This is a genomic window from Streptococcus lactarius, from assembly GCF_016642265.1.
Taxonomy (GTDB): Bacteria; Bacillota; Bacilli; order Lactobacillales; family Streptococcaceae; genus Streptococcus; species Streptococcus lactarius.
This window is the reverse complement of the sequence record NZ_MRXX01000001.1, coordinates 39,574-65,321: the sequence shown is the minus strand read 5'-3', so window position 1 is coordinate 65,321 and position 25,748 is coordinate 39,574. Positions and strand designations below refer to the sequence as shown.

Annotated in this window: 22 protein-coding genes, 1 tRNA gene and 1 CRISPR repeat array; of the genes, 21 read left to right on the top strand and 2 right to left on the bottom strand. The window is 41.8% G+C overall.

The genetic code is table 11. The features are described 5' to 3' along the window. Positions 1–5 precede the first annotated feature (5 nt). The 8 genes from BTU61_RS00320 (at position 6) to BTU61_RS00285 (ending at position 10,326) form a co-directional block, all read left to right on the top strand. Positions 6–77 (top strand) — tRNA-Arg (locus tag BTU61_RS00320). 456 nt (positions 78–533) lie between these two features. Next, complete coding sequence (gene cas9 / locus BTU61_RS00315) at positions 534–4,634, top strand: type II CRISPR RNA-guided endonuclease Cas9 (protein WP_200771843.1); 4,101 nt, start codon at positions 534–536, stop codon at positions 4,632–4,634. Then, complete coding sequence (gene cas1 / locus BTU61_RS00310) at positions 4,634–5,500, top strand: type II CRISPR-associated endonuclease Cas1 (RefSeq protein WP_200771842.1); 867 nt, start codon at positions 4,634–4,636, stop codon at positions 5,498–5,500. Before cas9 ends, cas1 begins: the two co-directional genes overlap by 1 nt. Then, the gene (gene cas2, locus BTU61_RS00305) at positions 5,497–5,841 is read left to right on the top strand and encodes a CRISPR-associated endonuclease Cas2 (RefSeq protein ID WP_200771841.1); all 345 of its coding nucleotides are present in this window, start codon (positions 5,497–5,499) and stop codon (positions 5,839–5,841) included. The genes cas1 and cas2 overlap by 4 nt, the downstream gene beginning before the upstream one ends. Continuing rightward, the gene (gene csn2, locus BTU61_RS00300) at positions 5,831–6,493 is read left to right on the top strand and encodes a type II-A CRISPR-associated protein Csn2 (protein ID WP_200771840.1); all 663 of its coding nucleotides are present in this window, start codon (positions 5,831–5,833) and stop codon (positions 6,491–6,493) included. The genes cas2 and csn2 overlap by 11 nt, the downstream gene beginning before the upstream one ends. A 90-nt stretch (positions 6,494–6,583) precedes the next feature. Further along, a CRISPR array of direct repeats spans positions 6,584–7,805; the repeat unit is 36 nt; unit sequence GTTTTAGAGCCGTGTTGTTTCGAATGGTCCCAAAAC. Positions 7,806–7,840: 35 nt separating this feature from the next. Further along, entirely contained in the window at positions 7,841–8,143 is a 303-nt protein-coding gene (locus BTU61_RS00295; protein WP_200771839.1) for a hypothetical protein, read from the top strand. Positions 8,144–8,430: 287 nt separating this feature from the next. After that, positions 8,431–9,399, top strand: a complete 969-nt coding sequence (locus BTU61_RS00290) for a DUF6287 domain-containing protein (protein ID WP_200771838.1) — start codon at positions 8,431–8,433, stop codon at positions 9,397–9,399. A 114-nt stretch (positions 9,400–9,513) separates the two neighbouring features. Then, on the top strand, positions 9,514–10,326 hold the full coding sequence (locus tag BTU61_RS00285; protein WP_200771837.1) for a PrsW family glutamic-type intramembrane protease: 813 nt from the start codon (positions 9,514–9,516) through the stop codon (positions 10,324–10,326). Positions 10,327–10,367: 41 nt separating this feature from the next. Here BTU61_RS00285 and mnmE read toward each other — a convergent pair whose 3' ends face one another. Continuing rightward, complete coding sequence (mnmE, locus tag BTU61_RS00280) at positions 10,368–11,741, bottom strand: tRNA uridine-5-carboxymethylaminomethyl(34) synthesis GTPase MnmE (RefSeq protein WP_200771836.1); 1,374 nt, start codon at positions 11,739–11,741, stop codon at positions 10,368–10,370. 160 nt (positions 11,742–11,901) lie between these two features. Between mnmE and rpiA the strand changes: the two genes are divergently transcribed. The 8 genes from rpiA (at position 11,902) to BTU61_RS00240 (ending at position 19,460) form a co-directional block, all read left to right on the top strand. Then, on the top strand, positions 11,902–12,573 hold the full coding sequence (gene rpiA / locus BTU61_RS00275; RefSeq protein WP_200771835.1) for a ribose-5-phosphate isomerase RpiA: 672 nt from the start codon (positions 11,902–11,904) through the stop codon (positions 12,571–12,573). Positions 12,574–12,661: 88 nt separating this feature from the next. Continuing rightward, a complete protein-coding gene (locus tag BTU61_RS00270) occupies positions 12,662–13,873 on the top strand; it encodes a phosphopentomutase (RefSeq protein ID WP_200771834.1) in 1,212 nt (403 codons plus the stop codon). Between the two features lie 91 nt (positions 13,874–13,964). Continuing rightward, positions 13,965–14,774, top strand: coding sequence for a purine-nucleoside phosphorylase (locus tag BTU61_RS00265; protein ID WP_200771833.1), 810 nt, complete (start codon positions 13,965–13,967; stop codon positions 14,772–14,774). Positions 14,775–14,778: 4 nt separating this feature from the next. After that, positions 14,779–16,014: a chloride channel protein gene (locus BTU61_RS00260; protein ID WP_200771832.1), complete on the top strand. Its 1,236-nt coding sequence runs from the start codon at positions 14,779–14,781 to the stop codon at positions 16,012–16,014. Beyond that, entirely contained in the window at positions 16,011–16,721 is a 711-nt protein-coding gene (locus BTU61_RS00255; protein ID WP_200771831.1) for a glutamine amidotransferase-related protein, read from the top strand. Before BTU61_RS00260 ends, BTU61_RS00255 begins: the two co-directional genes overlap by 4 nt. Positions 16,722–17,250: 529 nt before the next feature. Then, positions 17,251–17,961: a purine-nucleoside phosphorylase gene (deoD, locus tag BTU61_RS00250; protein ID WP_200771830.1), complete on the top strand. Its 711-nt coding sequence runs from the start codon at positions 17,251–17,253 to the stop codon at positions 17,959–17,961. Next, complete coding sequence (locus BTU61_RS00245) at positions 17,961–18,728, top strand: hypothetical protein (protein ID WP_200771829.1); 768 nt, start codon at positions 17,961–17,963, stop codon at positions 18,726–18,728. The genes deoD and BTU61_RS00245 overlap by 1 nt, the downstream gene beginning before the upstream one ends. Continuing rightward, positions 18,729–19,460 (top strand): NAD-dependent protein deacylase, encoded by a 732-nt coding sequence (locus BTU61_RS00240; protein ID WP_200771828.1) that lies wholly within the window; start codon positions 18,729–18,731, stop codon positions 19,458–19,460. Positions 19,461–19,496: 36 nt separating this feature from the next. Here BTU61_RS00240 and BTU61_RS00235 read toward each other — a convergent pair whose 3' ends face one another. Beyond that, positions 19,497–20,405 (bottom strand): LysR family transcriptional regulator, encoded by a 909-nt coding sequence (locus BTU61_RS00235; RefSeq protein ID WP_200771827.1) that lies wholly within the window; start codon positions 20,403–20,405, stop codon positions 19,497–19,499. Positions 20,406–20,637: 232 nt separating this feature from the next. On the opposite strand from BTU61_RS00235, the gene BTU61_RS00230 reads away from it, so the two are divergent. From BTU61_RS00230 to pyrE, 5 genes are all read left to right on the top strand, one after another. Further along, positions 20,638–22,113 (top strand): DUF6688 domain-containing protein, encoded by a 1,476-nt coding sequence (locus BTU61_RS00230; protein ID WP_200771826.1) that lies wholly within the window; start codon positions 20,638–20,640, stop codon positions 22,111–22,113. A gap of 185 nt (positions 22,114–22,298) precedes the next feature. Then, positions 22,299–23,105 (top strand): dihydroorotate dehydrogenase electron transfer subunit, encoded by an 807-nt coding sequence (locus BTU61_RS00225; protein WP_200771825.1) that lies wholly within the window; start codon positions 22,299–22,301, stop codon positions 23,103–23,105. Between the two features lie 9 nt (positions 23,106–23,114). Next, positions 23,115–24,053, top strand: coding sequence for a dihydroorotate dehydrogenase (locus BTU61_RS00220; protein WP_200771824.1), 939 nt, complete (start codon positions 23,115–23,117; stop codon positions 24,051–24,053). A 178-nt stretch (positions 24,054–24,231) separates the two neighbouring features. Next, positions 24,232–24,924 carry an orotidine-5'-phosphate decarboxylase gene (pyrF, locus tag BTU61_RS00215; RefSeq protein ID WP_003014774.1) on the top strand — a complete coding sequence of 231 codons (693 nt, stop codon included), beginning with the start codon at positions 24,232–24,234 and terminating at the stop codon, positions 24,922–24,924. A gap of 144 nt (positions 24,925–25,068) precedes the next feature. Next, positions 25,069–25,701 (top strand): orotate phosphoribosyltransferase, encoded by a 633-nt coding sequence (gene pyrE, locus BTU61_RS00210; protein WP_200771823.1) that lies wholly within the window; start codon positions 25,069–25,071, stop codon positions 25,699–25,701. The last annotated feature ends 47 nt before the right edge of the window (positions 25,702–25,748 follow it).

Sequence of the window (25,748 nt, the reverse complement as noted above, 5' to 3'; positions counted from 1 at the left end):
TATCTGTCCCCTTAGTTCAATGGATATAACAACTCCCTCCTAAGGAGTAGTTGCTGGTTCGATTCCGGCAGGGGACATGAAGAAAAAGGAGGCTGGGACAAAAGTTCTAGTCTATTTTTGATGTTGGATTGTCGAGCAAGACGCAGTGGTTGAGTGGGTTCTACTAGGCTGATTTCATCAGCTTTTACAGCCCTACTCAACTGTGCGGAGGTGGGACGACGAAATCGAATTCTAACGAATTACCGATTTCGGTCTCACTCTCTTTTTGTGTGTATTAAAAATGTTTGAAATAGAAAAATTATCTCCATATGGAGATTTGATTTTTGAGGAAGGAAGGAGTAAAATGGAATTAATATAATGATTGGTGAGGAATAAACGGAACAGGGCATAAAAAAAGCACCGAATCGGTGCACACTTTTTCAAGTTGGATACGGACAAAGCCTTATTTTAACTTGCTATGTTGTTTCGAATAGTTCCAACATCATTATTTTACAACTTTATCATCGTTAATGCAATACATAAGGGAGAAAATTATGAAAAAGCCATACTCAATTGGATTAGATATTGGTACAAATAGTGTAGGGTGGGCTGTTATCACAGATGATTACAGGGTTCCTGCTAAAAAAATGAAGGTACTTGGAAATACTAATAAGACGACTATTAAGAAGAATTTAATCGGAGCACTCCTTTTTGATGCAGGTAATACAGCTGCAGACCGTCGCTTAAAAAGAACTGCTAGACGTCGATATACAAGACGTCGAAATAGAATTTTGTATCTACAGGAAATATTTGCGACAGAAATGAACAAAGTGGATGAAAACTTTTTTCATCGCTTAGATGATTCATTCTTAGTTCCTGAAGATAAGAGAGGAAGTAAATATCCAATTTTTGGAACCTTAGAGGAGGAGAAAGAGTATCATAAACAGTTTCCAACCATTTATCATTTAAGAAAGAGTCTTGCAGATTCGAAAGAGAAAGCTGATTTGCGTTTAATCTATTTAGCTTTGGCACATATCATTAAATATCGTGGGCATTTCTTGTATGAAGACTCATTCGATATTAAAAATAATGATATTCAAAAAATCTTTAACGAATTCACAAGTCTCTATGATAACACTTTTGAAGAAAGTTCGCTTAGCAAAGGAAATGCACAGGTAGAAGAAATTTTTACCGATAAGATTAGTAAATCTGCTAAAAGAGACCGTATCTTAAAACTTTTTCCTGATGAAAAATCAACGGGAATATTTTCTGAGTTTTTGAAATTAATTGTTGGGAATCAAGCTGATTTTAAGAAACATTTTGACTTAGAAGAAAAGGCTCCACTGCAATTTTCTAAAGATACTTATGATGAGGACTTGGAAAACTTATTAGGTCAAATTGGGGACATGTATGCTGATCTTTTTGTAGTAGCTAAAAAACTCTATGATGCCATACTACTAGCAGGGATATTATCTGTTAAAGACACTGCAACCAAGGCGCCACTATCTGCTTCTATGATAGAACGTTATGATAATCATCAAAACGAGCTTTCAGCATTAAAACAATTTATAAAAAGAAATCTTTCAGAAAAATATGATGAAGTCTTTTCTGATGAATCTAAAGATGGATATGCTGGATATATTGATGGTAAAACTACTCAAGAAGGATTTTACAAATATATTAAAAATCTCATCTCTAAATTTGAAGGAGCAGACTATTTCCTTGAAAAAATTGAACGTGAAGATTTTTTGAGAAAACAACGCACCTTCGATAATGGTTCTATTCCTCATCAAATTCATCTTCAAGAAATGAATGCCATCCTCCGACACCAAGGAGAATATTATCCTTTCTTAAAAGAGAACAAAGAAAAAATTGAACAGATCCTAACATTCCGTATTCCTTATTATGTTGGCCCACTAGCTCGTGGTAATCGTAATTTTGCTTGGCTGACTCGAAATTCTGACGAAGCAATCAGACCATGGAATTTTGAGAAAATTGTTGATAAAGCAAACTCTGCAAAAGATTTCATCAATAAGATGACTAACTATGATTTGTATCTCCCAGAGGAAAAGGTTCTACCTAAACACAGTCCCTTATATGAAACTTTTACAGTCTATAATGAATTAACAAAAGTAAAATTTATTGCAGAAGGAATGAGAAACTATCAATTCCTTGATAGTGGACAGAAAAAGAAAATTGTCGATCAATTATTCAAAGAAAAAAGAAAAGTAACTGAAAAAGATATCATTAATTATCTTCACAATGTTGATGGTTATGACGGAATCGAAATAAAAGGAATAGAAAAACAATTTAACGCCAGTCTATCCACTTATCATGATTTACTCAAAATTATTAAGGATAAAGAATTTATGGATGATACTAAAAATGAAGCAATTCTTGAAAAGATCATCCATACTCTAACAATATTTGAAGATCGTGAGATGATTAAGAAACGACTTGATCAATATAATTCTATCTTTGATGAGAAAGTAATCAAGGCACTAGCTCGTCGACATTATACTGGTTGGGGAAAACTCTCTGCTAAGCTGATTAACGGAATCCGTGACAAGCAAACTGGAAAAACGATTCTTGATTATCTGATTGATGATGGCTACAGCAATCGTAATTTTATGCAGTTAATCAATGATGATGGACTTTCCTTCAAAGAAGTTATCCAAAAAGCACAAGTGGTTGGTAAGACAGATGATTTGAAGCAAGTTGTCCAAGAACTTCCAGGAAGTCCTGCCATTAAAAAGGGAATTTTACAAAGTATCAAAATTGTGGATGAACTTGTCAAGGTTATGGGCCATTCTCCTGAGTCTATTGTAATCGAAATGGCACGTGAAAATCAGACTACTAATAAAGGAAAAAGTAAGTCGCAACAACGCTTAAAAACACTCTCAGATGCTATTTCTGAACTTGGAAGTAACATTCTAAAAGAACATCCAACAGATAATATTCAACTGCAAAATGACCGTCTTTTCCTTTACTATCTCCAAAATGGGAAAGATATGTATACTGGAGAAGCTCTTGACATCAACCAATTGAGCAACTATGATATTGACCACATCATCCCACAGGCTTTTATTAAGGATGATTCGCTCGATAACCGTGTCTTGACTAGTTCAAAAGATAATCGTGGTAAATCTGATAATGTTCCAGGTCTTGAAATAGTTGAGAAGATGAAAGGCTTTTGGCAACAATTACTGAAATCCAAATTAATTTCCGAACGTAAATTTAACAATTTAACCAAAGCTGAACGTGGAGGGTTAGATGAGCGAGATAAAGTTGGCTTCATCAAACGTCAGTTGGTTGAAACACGGCAGATCACAAAACATGTTGCACAAATTTTAGATGCTCGCTTCAATGCAGAAGTGAATGAAAAAAACCAAAAAATTCGTACTGTTAAAATCATTACATTGAAATCCAATCTGGTTTCCAACTTTCGTAAAGAATTTGGATTATATAAGGTACGGGAAATTAATGACTACCACCATGCACATGATGCATACTTAAATGCAGTGGTAGCTAAGGCTATCCTTAAAAAATATCCTAAATTAGAGCCTGAATTTGTCTATGGTGATTACCAAAAATACGATCTTAAGAGATACATTTCAAGAACCAAAGATCCTAAAGAAATTGAAAAAGCAACAGAAAAGTATTTCTTCTACTCAAACTTGTTGAACTTCTTTAAAGAAGAAGTTCAATACGCAGACGGAACAGTCGTAAAAAGAGAGAATATCGAATATTCCAAGGATACTGGTGAAATAGCTTGGGATAAAGAAAAAGATTTTGCAACAATCAAAAAAGTGCTTGCTCTTCCACAAGTGAATATTGTGAAAAAGCGAGAGGTCCAAACAGGTGGCTTCTCTAAAGAGTCCATTCTTCCTAAAGGAAATTCTGACAAGCTAATCCCTCGAAAAACAAAGAAAATTTTTTGGGACACTACTAAATACGGGGGATTTGATAGCCCTGTTATCGCCTATTCGATCTTGCTCATTGCCGATATCGAAAAAGGAAAAGGGAAAAAACTTAAGACGGTCAAGACTCTAGTTGGTATAACGATTATGGAAAAAGCCACTTTTGAGAAGAATCCAATAACTTTCCTTGAAAATAAAGGTTATCATAATGTCCGTAAAGAAAACATTCTTTTCCTACCTAAGTATAGTTTATTTGAACTTGAAAATGGTCGCAGACGGATGCTAGCAAGTGCCAAAGAACTTCAAAAAGGTAATGAAATGGTGCTACCATCGTATTTAATATCCTTGCTTTACCATGCTAAAAAAATACAAAAAAAAGATGAACCGGAGCATTTTGAATATATTCAGCAACATCATACTGAATTTAATGATTTATTGAATTTTGTATCTGAGTTTTCACAAAAGTATGTACTTGCAGAGTCAAATCTAGAAAAAATTAAAAAAATATATAGTGATTCTGAACAAAGTAACATGGAAGAACTAGCAAATTCATTTATCAATTTGTTGACCTTCACTGCATTTGGTGCCCCTGCTGTCTTTAAATTTCTTGGAACTGATATTGAAAGAAAACGCTACTCATCTGTTACAGAAATTTTTAATGCTACCCTTATCCATCAATCTATTACAGGACTTTATGAAACTCGTATAGACTTGAGCAAATTAGGAGAAGAGTAATGGGCTGGCGTACAGTAGTAGTAAACACTCATTCTAAACTAACCTATAAAAACAATCATTTAATTTTTAAAGATGCATCTCGGACAGAACTAATTCATCTGTCCGAGATTGATATCTTGCTTCTTGAAACAACTGATATAGTCTTGTCGACCATGCTTGTAAAACGGCTTATTGATGAGAATGTGTTAGTGATCTTTTGTGATGATAAAAGACTTCCAACTGCTTATTTAATGCCTTATTATGGACGCCATGATTCAAGTTTACAATTATCTAAACAGATCTCTTGGAATGAAGAAACTAAAGGTTTTGTTTGGACAAGTATCATTTCTCAAAAGATATTGAATCAAGCAATGTATTTAGGAAGTTGTGGTTATTATGAAAAATCAAAATCTATCATAAACTTATATGACGGGTTAGAAATTTTTGATCCAAATAATCGAGAAGGACATGCTGCTCGAATCTATTTTAATACCTTATTTGGAAATGATTTTAGTCGTGATCAAGATAATGATATCAATGCTGCATTGGACTATGGGTATACTTTGTTACTGAGTATGTTTGCGCGTGAGATTGTGTTATCAGGCTGTATGACGCAACTAGGATTAAAGCATGCGAATCAGTTTAATCAATTTAACCTAGCAAGTGATATTATGGAGCCATTTCGACCTATTATTGATCGTATTGTATATGAAAATAGAGGTTCAGAATTTATAAAGATAAAAAGAGAATTATTCTCGATATTTTCAGATACTTTTCATTACAATGATAAAGAAATGTACTTAACGAATATTGTTAGTGATTATACGAAGAAAGTCATTCAGTCATTAAATAATCCTCAGAAAGGAGTTCCTGAGTTTAGGATATGAGTTATCGATATATGCGAATGATTTTAATGTTTGATATGCCAGTTGAAACAGCAGAGGAGAGGAAAGCCTATCGTAAATTCAGGCAATTTCTAATTGATGAAGGATTCATCATGCATCAGTTTTCCATTTATAGTAAGTTGTTGCTAAATAATTCAGCCAATAACGCAATGATTGAACGATTAAAAAACCATAACCCTAAAAAAGGAAGTATTACGCTGCTAACAGTTACGGAAAAACAGTTTTCCCGTATGATATATTTATGCGGTGAGAGAGATACTAGCGTAGCGAATTCAGATGCACGTTTAGTTTTTTTAGGAGAGGAATTTTCAGATGAAGATTAATTTCCCTTTATTAGATGAGGCAATAACAATAGCAAATGCCACCTTTTTAGTCCTTGAAGATCAGCAAGTATTTTCAGACCTTGTAAAGCAATTGTATCAATACACTGGTGATAGTGATTTAAATATTTTTGACTCTCGTCATTCAGTATTAAAAGATTCAGAACTTCTGGTGATAACAGATATTTTAGGCTATAATTTAAATTCAAGTTCTATGCTTAAATTGATTCATGCGGATTTAGAAAATCAATTGAATGAAAAACCTGAAGTAAAGTCAATGATTGAGAAATTAGTCATAACGATCACTGAATTATTGGCTTATGAATGCTTAGAGAATGAATTGGATCTAGAATATGACGAAATCACTATCCTAGAATTGATCGAAGCATTAGGAGTCAAAGTAGAGACACTGAGTGATACGTTATTTGAAAAATGCATGGAAATTGTGCAAGTTTTTAAATATCTTTCTAAAAAGAGACTTCTTGTTTTTATAAATGTTGCTTCTTACTTGTCAGAGAAAGAATTAGAAAGTTTGATGGAATATATTAGCTTAAATCAATTATGTGTCTTATTTATAGAACCAAGGCGAGTTTACAATTTTCCACAATTTGTACTAGATAAAGATTATTTTTTAAATACTGAAAATATGCTATAATAGCAGTAATGAAGGGATTCAGACGGACTGAAGTCTAGCTAAGACGAATGGTGCGATTACGAAATTTCGAAAGAAAAATTATTCTACGAGGTTTTAGAGCCGTGTTGTTTCGAATGGTCCCAAAACCATTTGCTCAGTTTGTCGGCTGGGAGAACTGTTTTAGAGCCGTGTTGTTTCGAATGGTCCCAAAACCATCTGTTGAGCCACCTGTTGCAGTAATAGTTTTAGAGCCGTGTTGTTTCGAATGGTCCCAAAACTTGGACGATAGGATCACGCTGGACGAATTAGTTTTAGAGCCGTGTTGTTTCGAATGGTCCCAAAACCGCAACAATCGCAGCAGTCGCAACAGTAGGGTTTTAGAGCCGTGTTGTTTCGAATGGTCCCAAAACTATCTAGCTGGTATGTCAATAACTAAGTTGGTTTTAGAGCCGTGTTGTTTCGAATGGTCCCAAAACTCGGCAAACGGAAAAAATACCAATTATTACGTTTTAGAGCCGTGTTGTTTCGAATGGTCCCAAAACAGTTAGAAGCGTATATTGAACAGGCTGGAGGTTTTAGAGCCGTGTTGTTTCGAATGGTCCCAAAACTTTGGAATAATCTTATAAACATTTCCTTTAGTTTTAGAGCCGTGTTGTTTCGAATGGTCCCAAAACTCGCACTGGTCTGGCTCTCTGGTCTGATCTGTTTTAGAGCCGTGTTGTTTCGAATGGTCCCAAAACACGACCAATCTTGTCACGGAATACCTTTGAGTTTTAGAGCCGTGTTGTTTCGAATGGTCCCAAAACCTTTGGTTGAATGATAACTGCTCCGCAATAGTTTTAGAGCCGTGTTGTTTCGAATGGTCCCAAAACAAACAGATGCACCAGATAAGCTCTCACGCTGTTTTAGAGCCGTGTTGTTTCGAATGGTCCCAAAACAATTCCCGTTACGCTTCCCGTGAGATATTGGTTTTAGAGCCGTGTTGTTTCGAATGGTCCCAAAACAGAGCTTCAGGAATTGCTTATTGGGTTCCTGTTTTAGAGCCGTGTTGTTTCGAATGGTCCCAAAACAGTTCCAGCTTTCTTTAATCCATCAGTAAGTTTTAGAGCCATGTTGTTTCGAATGGTCCCAAAACCTGTCATGCCATCACGTTTGAACGCGTTTAGTTTTAGAGCCGTGTTGTTTCGAATGGTCCCAAAACGATTGCTTCATCTTGCTATCGAATGTCCCAGTTTTAGAGCCGTGTTGTTTCGAATGGTCCCAAAACAAGACTATCGTCATGACCACCGACACGGGCGTTTTAGAGCCGTGTTGTTTCGAATGGTCTCAAAATTTATTTTTTGTATGTTATAAAGGAATATTTTAAAAATGAAGGGATTTTCTATGGAGAGTGATGTGTTTTTGGATTATTATTTAAAATCACTTAGATTTTATTTTGGTGATAGGTGTAAGGATATCGGATTTATAAAGTTTTTCAAAGATGAGAATAATTGTTTTATTACTATTGAGGATTATGTTTTGGAATCATTTGTAGTATTGTCAAATATTTTGAGTAAGGAGAGGATTGTGTTTTCTTGTGGAATTATTCATAGTAAGTGGGGAGTTACTGGAGTAGAAGTATGTATGAATGTATTAGAGTTAGAAAGATTAAATCATTTGTATAAGATATAGTTTTAAAGAATATTAAAAAAATAAGGGAAACTGTCTATGTAGGATGTGTGGAGTTGATAGTATCAATGCTTCCTGGTTTTAGAGCTGTATTCTTTCGAATGATCCCACAACGAGAAAAACAAAAAATGATGGTCTAGGAGCTCGATACATTGAGCTTCTTTTTCTTTAGAAATTCAAATAATAATTTTACAGACTTTTATGTCATTAATTTATTTTCCCCCTCCACTTTTCCATTGACGATCCTTTCTTATTTCTCTAAAATAGTAGGTGTGTGAAGGGAGATTAATATGAAAAAAGGTATTGTGATTATGCTTTCTGCATTGGTCTTGGCTTCGTGTGGTCGGCCCTATCGGTCGGTTACGCCGAAGACTCCGTCTACCAAGCAGTCTAGCCATGCTGATAAAAAACACTCAGGTATGGACTTGAAAGCTATTAAGAACAAGGATTACTCGAGTATCGAGGGGACTTGGATTGACGGCCATGGGAATGAGCTGGTCTTTGATGACAAGGGCTTGGTCAGCGAGGATGTTGAGCTTGATGCATCGAGCTTCAAGCAAAAGGACCATGGTGCTGAGATGACGGTTAGTGCCAAATCTGGTGTCGGTGGCTTTGGTATCTTGCTCCTTCCTAAGGGGGAGACTGCTGGTAAGGACGATGCATCGGATAAGTCCAAGGATCGGATCTGGGCGGGTCAGTCACCGGCTTATGGTGATGATGACAATTTCTACTATCGCAAGAAAGAGCAACCAAAAGATCGGGAGCAGGTAGATAAAAACGATAGCAGTAGTACGACTAAGACAAGCAAGGCCAAAAAATGGGCTAGCAGTCAAGGATCCGATACCAAGTCATCGAAAAAATCAGATAAGGATAGCTTCCCAGGCTATTCGTCTGACCAGATTGAAGCTGCGCGTGTTTGGGCTTATGTGATTCAGTCTGTTCCTAAGGAATTGAATGTCAACGAAAGTGCTGCTGGTACCTATATTTACACAGATGGGATGGGAGTGACCTATCCGAAGACGGTCCATCATCTATATGGCTCTTATTCGGCTGAGGGAAATGTGACCTATGCGTCTAACGGTGATGGAACAGTGACGATTTATCCTGTACCGAGTCACTGGCAACAGTCTGCGGATGAGTTGAACAGCCAAGAATACATGACTCAGTTCACCCAAGGAATCCTAGACCATGCGGAGACGGTAACATTGCCTGATGGGGATCCTGATATGATTCGGCAGATCCTAGCTGTTCTACAGTAGAAGTAGGAAATAAGGGCTTAGTTTATTGTTTTTTTAAGCTGATCCTGATACAATAGAATCACAGAAAAGGACTGGTCTTCCAGCCTTTTTCATTTCCTTATAGAAAGGTCTTTTATGAAACGCAAATCGATTTTGTTTCTTTATTTATTGTTACTGACCATTGGGTTGGCTTATGAGACCCAGTCGCTGACGGAAGGTTGGATGTCGGGTAGCCAGTATGGGATTGTGGGACTTTCGACCCTGATCCTCTTGGTCTACGCACTTCCTGCTGTCTGGGCATTGTTTCATTTTGCCAAGAAGTGGAAGTTGTCTTGGGTACCGGTCCTCTTTTCGCTTTTAGGTGGAGGCTTTGTGGCTGGGTGGCTGTCTAGCTTTGCCAATACTTATTTTCATGACATGGTCCAAGCAGTAGCGCCAAACAGCGCCTTTTGGAACCAGTATGAGAGTGCCATCGCGGCGCCCCTCTTTGAGGAACCCTTTAAATTGCTTCCGATCTTCTTTGTTCTCTATTTGTTTAGTGTCCGTCGGATCAAGTCGATCTTTCTCTTAGCCATTGCCTCTGGTCTTGGCTTCCAGATTGTGGAGGACTTTGCTTATATTCGTCAGGATCTGCCGGGAGGTTTCTCCTACACGGTGTCAGGGATTCTCGGACGTGTGGCTAATGCGCCTATGTCTCACTGGGTCTACACCGGCCTTGTCATGCTGGGACTTCTCTTGTTAGCGCAAGTTCGAAAAGGTCGCAAGGATCTCCTTGTTCCGGCTTGGGGTTACTTCATCGCAGGTTTTGCCCTTCATTTTGTGGGCAATTCCCCATTCTCACAAATCGTGACCGAGTTGCCGATTGCGATCCCGCTTCTAAATGCTGTCGGTCTCTTCTTGATCTACCAAGCCTATCAAACGATCGAGAAGGTAGAGCAAGATAAATAAACCAAAAAAATGCGTATGGTTCGAACACATACGCATTTTTATTATTTACCGAGACAGAACTGGCTGAAGAGTTGGGTAATGAGCTCATCTGGAGCGGCATCCCCTGTGATTTCTCCGAGGATTTCCCAAGTGCGAGTGAGGTCGACTTGAAGCAGGTCGACCGGCATGCCAAGGGCCAAACCTTCGTTGACAGCTTGCAGGCTTTCAACAGCTTTTTCGATCAGAGAGATGTGGCGGGCATTAGATAGATAAGTAGCGTCTTGCTCAACGAGCCCAGCATTCTCGAAGAAGAGGGCATTGATCCGGTCTTCAATTTGATCGATATTTTGGTTCTTTAGAACGGAAATCTTGATGTGATCTTCTGGCAGTTGATCAATTTCGATCTTCTCTGGGAGATCTACCTTGTTGAGCAGAATAATGCGGTTGCTATCTCGAGAAATTTCAAGTAACTGGCGATCTTGATCGGTCAGAGGCTCGCTAGCATTGAGGACCAGGAGGACTAGATCAGCTTCCTTGAGGGCTTTTTTCGAACGTTCGACACCGATTTGCTCGACGATATCCTCGGTTTCCCGGATCCCAGCCGTATCTACCAACTTGAGGGGAACGCCGTTGATGTTGACGTATTCTTCGATGACGTCCCGGGTGGTTCCTTCGATATCGGTCACGATGGCTTTTTCCTCTCGAAGAAGGTTGTTGAGAAGGCTAGACTTGCCGACGTTTGGTCGACCGATGATAGCAGTAGAGATCCCTTCACGCAATATCTTTCCACGACGAGCTGTCTTGAGGAGATTGGTCAAGAGGGCTTCGAACTCGGTGGTCTTTTCACGAATGATCTCAGTGGTAGCTTCCTCGACATCATCGTACTCAGGATAGTCGATGTTGACTTCAACTTGAGCCAGAGTATTGAGGATTTCTTGGCGGGTGTTGTTGATCAGTTCAGACAGGGAACCATCTAGTTGCTTAACGGCAATATTCATGGCCTTGTCGGTCTTGGCCCGGATAATATCCATGACGGCCTCAGCCTGGGTCAAATCGACCCGACCGTTGAGGAAGGCCCGCTTGGTAAATTCACCAGGCTCCGCAAGACGGGCTCCTTCGCGGATGACCAACTGCAGGATTTCATTGGTCACAGCGATCCCGCCGTGGGTATTGATCTCGATGATGTCTTCTCGGGTGAAGGTCTTAGGTGAGCGCATAGCGCCAACCATGACTTCATCGAGAATCTCATCCTTATCTGGATCAACGATATGACCGTAGTTGAGGGTGTGGCTAGCCACCTCTTGGAGGTTCTTACCTTTAAAGATCTTTTGTGCAATGGCAAAGCTGTCTGTTCCGCTTAAGCGGACGATCCCGATCGCTCCCTCACCGAGTGGTGTCGAGATGGCAGCGATGGTATCAAATTCTTTGGTAATCATGTCATTTCTCTTTTCCTGTAGATTCATCTCTATTCTATCGTAAAGTCAGCTGTCGGGCAAGGTTTTGATTTTGAACGATAAGCTGGAAAGGTTTTCATTTAACTAGTGAAATCTCTTCCAAAATATGCTATACTAGAGGAGTGTAAAAAGGAGGTCAATGATGGTAAACCTAAAAGAACAGGTAGGAATCAAGGCGGCTGAGTTTGTCAAAGACGGCATGATTGTCGGTCTCGGTACAGGGTCAACTGCTTATTATTTTGTAGCTGAACTAGGTCGTCGCATCAAAGAAGAGGGCTTGAAGATCACAGCTGTCACGACGTCAAGTGTGACCTATGATCAGGCTGAGAGTTTAGGTATTCCGCTCAAGGCCATCGACGATGTCGAAGTGGTCGATGTGACAGTGGATGGCGCCGATGAAGTGGATCCTCAATTAAACGGGATCAAAGGTGGTGGCGGGGCTCTCCTCATGGAAAAAATCGTCGCTACCAATTCAAAAGATTGCATTTGGATCGTGGATGAATCCAAGCAAGTCAAAACTCTTGGGGCCTTCAAACTTCCAGTGGAGGTTGTGCAGTACGGGGCTGAAAATCTTTTCCGTCACTTTGAGCAAAAAGGTTACCACCCTTCTTTCCGTCTTGCGGATGATCACCGTTTTGTCACTGACCAAGGCAATTTTATCATTGACTTGGATCTTAAAGTGATCAAGGATACAGAAGCTCTGGCAAATGAACTGGATCACACGGTTGGAGTTGTCGAGCATGGTTTATTCTTGAACATGATTTCAAAAGTGATTGTTGGGACACCGGATGGTCCTGTCATTATTGAAAAATAATTTTTAAGAGGAAGGCAGAGTCTCCTAGAGGTTTCTACGGATAGGGATTCGATATTAGTCTAAATTTTATAAAGGAAAGAGGCAGTTTATGTCAAAATTTAAACGCATGCACTTAGTTGTGCTGGATTCAGTTGGGATTGGTGCTGCACCAGATGCTAATAACTTTGTCAATGCAGGAGTTCCGGATGGAGCATCTGATACTTTGGGTCACATCTCTAAAACCGTCGGTTTGAATGTACCAAATATGGCGAAGATTGGTCTTGGAAATATTCCTCGTGAAGTACCATTGAAGACGGTTCCTGCTGAAAGCAATCCAACTGGTTATGCAACAAAATTGCAAGAAGTTTCCCTCGGGAAAGATACTATGACTGGTCACTGGGAAATCATGGGACTTAACATCACCGAACCATTTGATACCTTCTGGAATGGTTTCCCTGAAGAAATTATTACGAAGATTGAAGACTTTTCAGGCCGTAAGGTTATCCGTGAAGCTAACAAACCTTATTCTGGTACAGCTGTTATTGATGACTTTGGACCACGCCAAATGGAAACGGGTGAGTTGATCATCTATACATCCGCTGACCCTGTGCTTCAAATCGCAGCTCACGAAGATATCATTCCTTTGGATGAACTCTACCGTATCTGTGAATATGCTCGTTCGATCACCTTGGAACGTCCAGCTCTTCTTGGTCGGATCATTGCTCGTCCTTATGTTGGAGAACCAGGCAACTTCACTCGTACGGCTAACCGTCGTGACTTGGCTGTATCTCCATTTGCGCCAACTGTTTTGGACAAGTTGAACGAAGCTGGTATCGATACCTATGCCGTTGGGAAGATCAACGATATTTTCAACGGAGCTGGTATCAACCACGATATGGGCCACAACAAATCAAATAGCCACGGTATGGATACCTTAATTAAGACGATGGGACTTCCTGAGTTTGAAAAGGGATTCTCATTTACCAACTTGGTAGACTTTGATGCTCTTTATGGTCACCGACGCAATGCCCATGGTTACCGCGATTGCTTGCATGAGTTTGATGAGCGCTTGCCAGAAATCATCGCTGCCATGCGTGAAGATGACCTCTTGATGATTACGGCTGACCATGGTAACGACCCAACCTACGCTGGTACAGACCATACGCGTGAATACATCCCATTCTTGGCTTATAGCCCATCCTTCAAGGGTAACGGTGTGCTTCCAGTCGGCCATTTCTCTGATATTTCAGCAACCATTGCAGAGAACTTTGGTGTTGAAAAAGCCATGATTGGTGAAAGCTTCTTAGACAAATTGAACTAAGATGCCGATTGACCGTCTTTTGATCATTTGCACTGCCAATACATGTGACAAAATTGGCCAATTTTTAAGGAAATCATAAAGGAGATATGCAATGACATTGTTAGCAAAAATCAATGAAACAGCTGCTTTTTTGAAAGGCAAAGGAATTGAAGCACCTGAGTTTGGCTTGATCCTTGGATCAGGTCTTGGAGAACTGGCTGAAGAAATCGAAAATCCAGTCGTAGTAGACTACGCTGACATTCCAAACTGGGGTCGTTCGACGGTTGTAGGACACGCTGGTAAATTAGTCTACGGTAAGCTTGCTAGGCATAAGGTTTTAGCCCTTCAAGGACGTTTCCACTTCTACGAAGGAAACCCATTGGAAGTGGTGACATTCCCAGTTCGGGTCATGAAAGTGTTGGGATGTGAAGGGGTTCTTGTCACCAACGCTGCTGGTGGTATTGGCTTTGGTCCTGGTACTTTGATGGCCATCACTGACCACATCAACATGACTGGACAAAATCCATTAATCGGTGAAAACTTGGATGACTTTGGTCCACGTTTCCCTGATATGTCAAAATCCTATACTCCAGAATACCGTGAGACCGCTCATAAAGTCGCTGACAAATTGGGCATCAAATTGGATGACGGGGTTTATATTGGTGTGACAGGTCCTACTTATGAAACTCCAGCAGAAATCCGTGCGTATAAGACACTTGGTGCAGATGCAGTTGGGATGTCTACAGTGCCAGAAGTCATCGTGGCCGCTCACTCTGGCTTGAAGGTTCTTGGCATTTCATGTATCACCAACTTTGCGGCTGGTTTCCAAGAAGAGCTCAACCACGAAGAAGTAGTGGAAGTGACTGAGCGCATCAAAGGCGACTTCAAAGGCTTGCTAAAAGCAATTCTTGCTGAATTGTAAGACCATGAAAGCACGAGTCCAAAGCCTGCCTTACGGATGGCGCCTGATTTTAGCGACTGTCGCTTTGGGAATAGGAACGGGTCTAGTCGGAATGACCTGTCATTATCTACTAGAAGGCGTGCAAGGACTGGCCTTTGGTCAAGATAAGGGGGACTTGTTCCAGCAATTTAATCACGCTGGAGGTTTCCGTAGATTCCTTGTCCTATGTGTGACAGGGATTTTGGCAGCTGTCTTCTGGTATATTCTGCAACGTCGCTATAACATTCTCTCCATTCGTAGGCAAATCGACCTGGTTGGAGAGAGAGATCCGGCACCATTAGCCCATATCCTTCACGCAAGTATGCAGGTTGCGATTGTCGGGGCCGGCGCTTCGGTCGGAAAAGAAGGAGCCCCACGTGAGGTTGGGGCTCTTCTAGCTGGTCGTTTGGGGAAGGCTTTCTCCTTGACGATCAAAGAGCGAAGAGTTTTGATTGCTTGTGGAGCAGGAGCCGGCTTGGCTGCGGTCTATCAGGTTCCCTTTGCTAGTAGCTTGTTTGTCTTTGAGACCTTGGGACTGTCCTATCGCTGGAAAAATTTTGTACTGGTCTTGTCCAGTACTTATCTAGCGACTTGGGTGGCCCAGCCAATCGTTGGACATGGTGCTATTTATCACATGTCGCCAGTTCATTGCTCAGCCAGTAGTTTATTCCAGGCTGTCATAGTGGCTCTATTGGTTACTCCCTTGGCACTGGCCTTCCGTTATCTAGCTAATCGGGCTAGTCGCAAACGGCGGAAGGATTGGACCATTCTTTGGGCTCTGCCTGTAGCCTTTATGGTGCTAGCAGCCATTGTGGCCTTTTATCCGATTTTTATGGGAAATGGACAGGTTCTAGCCCAAGCCCTCTTATCAGGCCAGCCATTTTCCAACCTTGTCTTGACTTTGGCCATGAAAGGGTTCCTAGTCTACCTTCTCTTGCGAAATGGGGCATACGGAGGGACTTTGACACCGTCATTTGCCTTGGGGATCGGATCTGGCTACTTAGCGACTTTGCTCTTGACAGTCGTTGGCATTCAAATGGATCCTGCTCTAGGAATGTTGCTTGGAGCGACCGTCTTTTTAGGAACGACCTTACAGGCTCCATTGACAGGCATTGCCCTAAGCCTTGGTTTTACAGGCCAGAGCTGGGCCTTGATTCTACCGCTGGCACTAGCTGCTGGTGTGTCTTATGTGATTCAAAATAGATGGGAGAATAAACGATGAGAGTACATTTTGTCTTGCACGAAACTTTTGAAGTACCAGGTGCTTATCTCAAGTGGGCGCAGGAGCGTGGTCATCAGGTGACCATGACCAAGGTCTACGAGCGAGAAGCGCTACCTGAGACAGTGGATGAGATTGATTTTTTGATTGTTATGGGAGGACCGCAATCGCCTGATGAGGATCGCGCAACCTTTCCTTACTATGATCCGCAAGCTGAGATTGAATTGATTCAAAAAGCCATGAAGGCGGATCGCTACATCGTTGGAGTCTGTCTGGGTGCTCAGCTCATGTCCGTTGCTTATGGCGCAGAGTATGAGCATAGCCCAGAGCGGGAGATTGGGGTGTATCCTGTGGATTTAACGCCTGAAGGATTGGCAGATCCGCATGTCGGCTTGTTTGGTTCAAGCTTTGATTCAGGACACTGGCATGGGGATATGCCGGGATTGACGAATGATGCTGTTGTCCTTGCGACCAGTCAAGGTTGCCCACGTCAGATTATTCGCTTCAGTCCTAAACACTATGCCTTCCAAGCTCACTTGGAATTTGATTCAGGTGCAGTCAATCTCTTGATTGCTGCAGACGGTGAAGATGTCTTGGAAGGACAAAGTCAACAATTGCCATTTGTCGAAAAACCTGAAGCTATTCGTGCTTACGATTACCAAGAAATGAATGCAAAATTGTACGCATTTTTGGATTCATTAACAAACTAAAAACAAGAAAGGAAGGGCAGTTCGGGTTTGAATTGAACCCGGGCTATCCATGACTTTCAAAACGATATTTAATTGACCCCGCCCTAAAAGCTGTGTGAAAAAGATCGATTGTCTTGCAAGTCCAGTACTTGCTGCGACAATCCCCTATTTTCACTTTGCTTTTTACGGGCTTGGTATCTTATAGAAAGGTAGAGCATGTGTTCAGATTTGAACACGAGCGGAAAGCTTTTCTAATTACTCAATCAAACAAGAAAGGATGGGTTTACCGTATTCGCTGAACTGAATATGGGCGGAGAACTGTGTAAAAAAGATAAATCCTCCTAGATGCAGGGCATCTTTGTCGGATTTTCTATTTTTACTTTGTTCTCTGTCGCCTGTTCTATTACTAAAAAAGAAAGGTAAGAGCGTGTGTTCTGATTTGAACACGAGCGGAAAGCTCGGAAAATAGATAATCTGACTGAGAAATCAGGATTTCTCGTCAGATTCCTAATTTTCATTCGCTTTCTGGTCGCTCTTTGTATCATAAACTATGTCTATCCATATTGCTGCTAAGCAGGGTGAAATTGCTGATAAAATTCTTCTTCCTGGGGACCCTCTTCGTGCGAAGTTTATCGCTGAGAATTTTCTTGAAGATGCTGTATGCTTTAACGAAGTCCGGAACATGTTTGGTTACACAGGGACTTACAAGGGTCACCGTGTTTCTGTCATGGGAACTGGGATGGGGATGCCATCGATCTCTATTTATGCGCGTGAGTTGATCGTAGATTACCGAGTGAAGAAATTGATCCGTGTGGGAACAGCTGGTTCTTTGAATGAGGATGTTCACGTCCGTGAATTGGTCTTGGCACAAGCTGCCGCAACCAACTCCAACATCATTCGCAATGACTGGCCTCAATTTGATTTCCCTCAAATCGCTAGCTTTGATCTTTTAGACAAGGCTTACCACATTGCCAAAGACCTCGGTATGACTACTCACGTCGGAAATGTCTTGTCATCAGACGTCTTCTATTCAAATTATGGTGAAAAGAACATTGAGCTTGGTAAATGGGGTGTGAAAGCTGTAGAAATGGAAGCAGCGGCTCTTTACTATCTTGCTGCCCAACACCATGTGGATGCCCTTGCCATTATGACCATTTCAGACAGCTTGGTCAACCCTGAAGAGGACACTACAGCTGAAGAACGCCAAACAACCTTTACAGATATGATGAAGGTTGGTCTAGAAACCTTGATTGCAGACTAATGGCAGAATACCTTCATGATGAATGGCTCTACGATCTTCATCATTATCACTATAGCCGTGCCCTTCGCTCCCTTCAGCAAAAAGGGAATGTGCCGGATTTGCTGGTGAGTTTATTGCAGGTGATGGTAGAACGTCGTGAGCTCAATATCCAACCTGTCATGAATCAACAGTTGAAAACAGAAGTCTTAGAAGCGACTGGTTTTCCGCTTTTTTGGCATGAAAATCCTGAAGATGAACAGTTGGCCAATTACCTTTATGACTTAGAGGCGAAGTTGAGAAATGAACAGATTATCGACTTTGTTCGTGCTGTTAGCCCAGCCATCTATCGGATTTTTATGCGGTTGATTCAGTTGAAAATCCCTGATATTACCAACTATATCCATAACTCCAAAGAATCCAGTTATGATCGCTGGAAGTTTGAGGACTTGCATGCGTCTGACAATCCTATCTTGCAAGAATTTCATAGTGAAAGTGTCGTCAATTCATCCAGTTTGACGGAGTTGATCTTACTCTTGGACTTGCCGGATCTCGTCAAACTTGCGTCTCAGCAATTACGGGAGCTAGAAAGATCCGTTCGCAATCCCTTGGCCCACTTGATCAAACCCTTTGATGAGGAAGAGCTTCATCGTTCAACCGGTTTCTCTTCTCAGGATTTTTTGAAGAATTTGATTGACCTTGCAAGATACACAGGCATCCATTATGATCAAGCTCACTTTTATTTTGATCAGGCCAATGCTGTGATGGAAGAGCTACTAAAGGAGAAGTAGATGGATAAGATTGCTCAACTACAAGAGATGATTGATCAGAGTCAAAGCATCGTCTTTTTCGGGGGTGCCGGCGTCTCTACGGAGTCGAATATTCCGGACTTTCGGAGCTCAGACGGAGTCTATAGCGTTCAGGTAGGGCGTCATTTGACAGCCGAGCAATTGGTTTCTCATACCATGTTCGAGCGCTACCCAGAGGACTTTTTCGACTTCTATAAGAAATACCTGCTCTATCCCGATGCCAAGCCCAATGCAGCCCATCGCTATTTGGCTCGTCTTGAAGAAACTGGTAAGCTCAAGGCAGTTGTGACACAAAATATCGATAGTCTCCATGAAATGGCCGGCTCTAAAAAGGTCTTGAAGCTCCATGGTAGTGCCGATCGTAATTACTGTACGGGTTGTCAGCGATTTTATGATTTAGAGGCCTTTCTAGCTTTGGAAGGCCCGGTTCCACACTGTTTGGACTGTGGTAAGGTGGTCAAACCAGATGTGACTCTTTACGAGGAGCCTCTCGATATGGAGGTCTTTAGCCAAGCGGCCCAAGCCATACAGGCAACCGATCTTCTCATTATCGGTGGGACCTCCCTTGTGGTCTACCCAGCAGCCAGCTTGATCCAGTATTTCCAAGGGAAGAAGCTGGTTGTCATCAATAAGACCAGTATCCCTCAGGACAAACAAGCTGATTTGGTTATTGAAGGGAAAATTGGGGAAGTATTTTCACAATTAAGACAATAAAAATATCTGAGTGAACCTGAGCACTCAGATATTTTTTTACTTATCAAACTTCACTTCCTCAAGCAAGTACTCGATGAATTTTTCTCCCATTTTTGAGAGGGCTGTTTTTTCATGTTTGATATAGACCAGCTCGATCGGGTCTTCGATATCAAGGGGAATAGAAACGATGTTATCTCCGTTGAGATTGCTATTGAGAATCCCGGTCGCAATGGTGTAGCCATCCAGACCAATCAAAAGATTAAAGAGGGTAGCCCGGTCACTCACGACGATGGATTTCTTATGATGCTCTTGAGAGAGGATCTCTTCTGAGAAGTAGAAGGAGTTGTGGGTCCCTTGGTCATAGCTGAGATAAGGAAAATCTTCCAGATCAGACAGGTGGACAATCTCCTTCTTAGCAAGGGGATTGGTCTTGCTGACAAAGATATGGGGCTGCGCTGTAAAGAGGTGGGTAGCAATCAAGTGATTATCATCCAGCATCTTAGAGAGGACATCTCGGTTGTAGCTATTCAAAAAGAGCACGCCAACCTCGCTTCGGAAATTCTTGACGTCATCAATGATCTCCCAAGTCCGCGTCTCCCTTAGGAAGAGTTCGTATTTTTCCATATCGCTTTTCTTGAGGAGAGAAACGAAGGCCTCGACCACGAAGGCGTAGTGCTGTGAAGAAACGCTGAAGAGTTCACGAGAGCCCACAGGATTTTTATAGCGCTCGGACAAGAGGTCGATTTGCTCCACCACCTGGCGGGCATAAGAGAGAAACTCCATTCCATCACGGGTCAAAGTGATCCCTTTAGGATTTCGGATAAAGATTTCAATTCCCATCTCACTTTCCAAGTCCTTGACAGCATTTGAAAGACTGGGTTGCGTGATAAAGAGTTGTTTTGCGGCTTCATTCATAGAGCCAGTTTCGACGATTTTGATAATGTATTGTAATTGTTGTATTCTCATGCTTTTATTTTAACATAAAAAGACACGTTTTTCCCGAATAATGTGGTCACTCCAAGGATTGTTGGAGAGAATTGCTCAAGGGATTAGGTCAGCTGAATCATAGATTTAGAAAAAATGAGGGCTGGTCCAAAGATCTCCATCTAGAGACCGATTTTGGCTAGAAGGTAGGGCTAAGAGTTGCCTAAGGTGAAAGCAGCCTGCTAAAATGGAAAAAAACAATGGAGAATCAGTTATGAAGAAATTAGCATCCTGGTATCGAAAATGGGATAAAGAATTGGAAACACAATTTACATTTGCCTTGTTGGTACTGAATTTTATGACCAATGTTTTGATCTTATGTGGCCTTTACCTCTTTTTTGTACTGCCAAATATTCTGTTTCTCTTTCCTGAAATGGGATTTTTCCAATCGATTCTGGCCTTATTTGCCTATAGTGTCCAATTGCTGCCGTATGGTTTTATTACGGCGATTCTTGTTCCTAATATTTTCGTCTTAATGTACGCGATTCGTCGTTGGTCTCATCTCCGACTAAAGGAAGCTGAGGAAGAAGCAAAAAAAGACCTGGACCTATTTGAAAATAGAGAAGAGTCAATAGAAGTGCTAGATGGAGGGCAGACAGAGGATCAGGATAGTAGCAATGACCTCCTAGATACTAAGGTAGACGTAAAGAAAGAAACTCAAAATGAGGAATCGTTAGCCCCTGCTAAAAAGAAAAATCAAAAATATACAGCACTTCTTTGGTTGGGACTCTTTGGATCTTTCTTTGAAGCAGTGATCATTTTCATCGTGAAAGATATGACCTTTTATGACTGGAATGAACGCTTGATTAATTCGCAGAAGCACGTCTTGATCTGGTCAGGTGCTTATCCAACCTTCTTCACCCTTGCAGCTCTCACCTTGCTTGCCTTGATCATCTATTCCTACCGGGATGCCAATTCCCTATCCCCTCTGGTTAATGTCTTTTGTATCAGTGGGATTCTAGGAGGGCTGGTTCTCTTAGCCGTTTTTGACTTTCAATTGCAACTAGTCAGTCTCCATACCCTGTTTTTGGTCTTTTATTCCTTGAATCTTTTAGACATTCGAATCAGAGAGTGGCAAGAGAATCGATCGAAGATAAGGTATGAAAATCGTCTGGTTCAACGATGCCAAGAGTTCTTAAACAAATCGCGTAATTGGCCGTGGATAGCGGCTTTACTTGCCCTTCCGACGTTAGCCTTAATTGTCTTGGTTCTCATGCTCTTTGGCCAACAACCAGATTCCATGATCAAGGCCTGGACCAATACAGCTGATTGGACTCTCTCACAAAAAATCCCTCCTCAGAATCTCATCATTGATGAGCACTATCTCTGTACCGTTGCGGCTGGTGGCCATAAAAGAGTTGTTAAACCCCAGCGGATGGGCGTCCGGCACGGCTATCCAGTCGTTGTCAATCGCCAGCTCTGTATTGCTAATGCTTTTGAGCAGCTACTGGAAGAAAAGACACCACGTTTCCATCGCTTCTTACGACGCAATTATGACCGCTACGGCTATCCTTTTGCCAAACATATCAAGAAGAAATGGGCCATGGATTTGATCTACTACCTGATGAAACCTTTGGAATGGATTTTTTTACTGGTTCTTTATCTAGTCGATCGTAAGCCCGAGAACCGAATCGCCATGCAATACATCAAACCGATTCCAGAAGATTTTGATCCCAAGAAAGCTTCTTAAATCACCGATTTCTACTTGACAAGCGAGAAGGAGCACGATATAATGAGAAAAATTTAACCTTTAAGAGGTCCAGAGAGGCCTGCAAGGAAAGACAGAAAAAAGATCAGCGGACCGAGTCTAGCTGGTCAATTGTAGGACCTTGCCTTTGCGAGGTCTTTTTTGCTGAAAGAAAGAAGAGGAAACCAATGGTCAGTGACAGCTGTAAGAAACGGTTTGGAAAAATCATGATGGAAGACATGGAGCTAATCGCTCAAGAAGAGATTGCGCCACGAATTTTTTCAATGGTCTTGAAGGGGGAAATGGTGGAGCAGATGTTGCCGGGGCAGTTTCTCCATATCCGTGTACCGGATGACTCCAAGCTCCTTCGTCGTCCCATTTCTATCTCAGAGATTGATCTAGACAGCCAGACCTGTCGCCTCATCTATCGGGTAGAAGGAGGCGGAACGGCCATCTTTTCTCACTTGCCTGTCGGTAGCTTTCTCAGTGTCATGGGCCCGCAAGGAAATGGCTTTGACCTAAAAGATCTTGGCCAAGGGGCGCGTGCTTTGATCATCGGTGGCGGGATTGGAGTGCCTCCCTTGGTCCAAGTGGCTAAACAACTACATGAGCAAGGAGTAGAAGTCCATTCTGTCCTGGGATTTGCAAATAAAGAAGCAGTTATCCTTGAGGAAGAATTGAAGCAGTATGGTCTAGTAACTATTACAACCGACGATGGATCTTATGGCACAAAGGGATATGTCTCCACTATCGTTGACCAGATGGATCAGGAGTTTGATGCCATCTATTCTTGTGGGGCTCCCGGCATGCTCAAATACGTCAACAGCAAGTTCTATGACCATCCCCGCGCCTACATTTCTATGGAGTCCCGCATGGCTTGTGGGATGGGGGCTTGCTATGCCTGTGTGGTTCATCTGGAAAATGCAAGCCAAGCAGCCAATAAGCGCGTGTGTGAAGACGGGCCGGTCTTTGAAACCGGTACGATTGTGATGTAGGAGGACCGTATGACAGCAAATCGACTAGCCGTATCCTTACCTGGTTTAGACTTAAAAAATCCTATTATTCCAGCATCTGGCTGTTTTGGCTTTGGTCAGGAATACGCTAAATATTATGATTTGGATCTGCTTGGATCCATTATGATCAAGGCGACGACTGCTGAGGCTCGTTTTGGTAATCCGACGCCCCGTGTTGCTGAGACTCCCGCAGGCATGCTCAATGCCATTGGTCTCCAAAATCCAGGTGTAGACGTGGTCCTCGCCGAGAAACTCCCTTGGTTGGCTCAGCATTATCCAGATCTACCGATTATCGCCAACGTAGCTGGCTTCTCTAACGAAGAATATGCGACGGTTTCTAGAAAAATCTCTCAGGCACCAAATGTTAAAGCCATCGAGCTCAATATCTCCTGTCCCAATGTGGATCATGGCAACAATGGTCTCTTAATCGGGCAGGTTCCAGAATTGGCCTATAATGCGGTAAAAGCTGCGGTAGAAGCCTCCTCCGTTCCTGTCTATGTCAAATTAACGCCAAGTGTGGCAGACATCACTCAGGTCGCAAAAGCAGCAGAAGATGCGGGAGCGACTGGCTTGACCATGATCAATACTTTGGTCGGGATGCGCTTTGACCTCAAGTCTGGTAGGCCCATCATTGCCAATGGTACAGGAGGGATGTCAGGACCAGCTGTCTTCCCAGTAGCCTTGAAACTCATTCGTCAAGTAGCCCAATCGACTAAACTTCCGATTATCGGTATGGGAGGTGTCAATTCAGCAGAAGCAGCCATTGAAATGATGATTGCTGGTGCTTCAGCGATTGGAGTCGGTACTGCCAATTTCACCGATCCTTATGCTTGTCCAACCATTATCGAAGACCTACCACAGGTCATGGATCGATATGGCATTGACACGCTTGAGAATTTTCGGAAACATGTACGGGAAAATCTATTGTAAATCCTTGACTTTTCCCCCATATCGTACTACAATAAATAAAAACCTTTAAAGCAGTCCAGAGAGGCAGCTAAGGTTAGACGGTGAATCATGGTAGTTGTTCCTACCAAATTTTCGTGTAACCTTGCCTCGGCAAGGTTTTTTTGTAGACAAAATGATCAATCTTAAAAAGGAGTAATCCATGCGTGAAGAACGTCCTATTATCGCCCTTGACTTCCCAGCTTTCGAGGATGTCAAAAACTTTTTAGAGCATTTTCCAGAAGATGAAAAACTGTTTGTAAAAATTGGAATGGAATTTTTCTATGCAGTTGGTCCTGAAATTGTACATTACCTCAAAGGGCTTGGACACAGTATTTTCCTTGATTTAAAATTGCATGATATCCCTAATACAGTTAAATCAGCCATGTCCGTACTGGGGACCTTCGGAGTAGATATGGTGACGGTTCACGCAGCTGGTGGTGTAGAGATGATGCGCGAAGCCAAAGCAGCTCTTGGTGAAGGAGCTAAGTTGGTAGCCGTAACCCAGTTAACTTCGACCAGTGAAGAAGACATGCGTGATTGCCAAAACATCCAAACAACGGTCCAAGAATCAGTCGTTAATTATGCTCGCAAGGCCCAAGAAGCTGGCTTGGACGGCGTGGTCTGTTCAGCCCATGAAGTAGCCTTGATCAAAGATGCTACTTCATCAGATTTTGTATGTGTGACACCAGGGATTCGTCCTGCAGGAGCTGAAATCGGCGACCAAAAACGGGTTATGACACCACAAGAAGCCCATAAAATTGGATCGGACTATATTGTTGTTGGACGCCCAATTATTCAAGCAGAAAACCCATGGGACGCTTACCATGAAATTAAGAGACAGTGGAATGCGTAAGAGCTACTAAAAGTGAAACTTTTGTAGCTCTACGGGAAGTCCGATAGGACCTTCCCTAACTTACTCACTAACCTGTAAAGTTTATTCTTTAAATCTATTTTGGATTTAATTCGTATATGATTAAAATCGTAAAAAGGAGTTATCATGTCATTAGCTAAAGATATTGCCAACCATCTTTTAAAAATTGAAGCCGTTTATTTGAAACCAGAAGAACCTTTTACTTGGGCTTCTGGAATCAAGTCCCCTATTTATACGGATAACCGCGTGACCCTTGCTTATCCAGAAACTCGTACCTTGATTGAGAATGGATTCGTGGATAAAATCAAGGAAGCTTTCCCTGAAGTCGAAGTGATTGCGGGGACAGCAACTGCGGGGATTCCTCATGGAGCCATTATTGCAGATAAGATGAATCTGCCATTTGCCTACATCCGTAGCAAACCAAAAGATCATGGCGCTGGAAACCAAATCGAAGGCCGTGTACCACAAGGTCAAAAGATGGTGGTGGTTGAAGATTTGATTTCTACTGGTGGATCTGTCTTGGATGCTGTTGCAGCTGCAAAACGTGAAGGAGCAGACGTCCTTGGTGTGGTAGCGATCTTTACTTACCAATTGGAGAAAGCTGATAAGAAATTTGCGGAAGCTGGCGTTCAACTCGAAACCTTGTCAAACTACACAGAATTGATCCACTTGGCAGAAGAACAGGGCTACATTACCTCTGAAGGATTAGAGTTGTTGCACCGTTTCAAAGAAAACCAAGAAACTTGGCAAGACAAATAATATAACTGAGAGTGGGACATAAATCGGTAATTCGTTAGAATTCGATT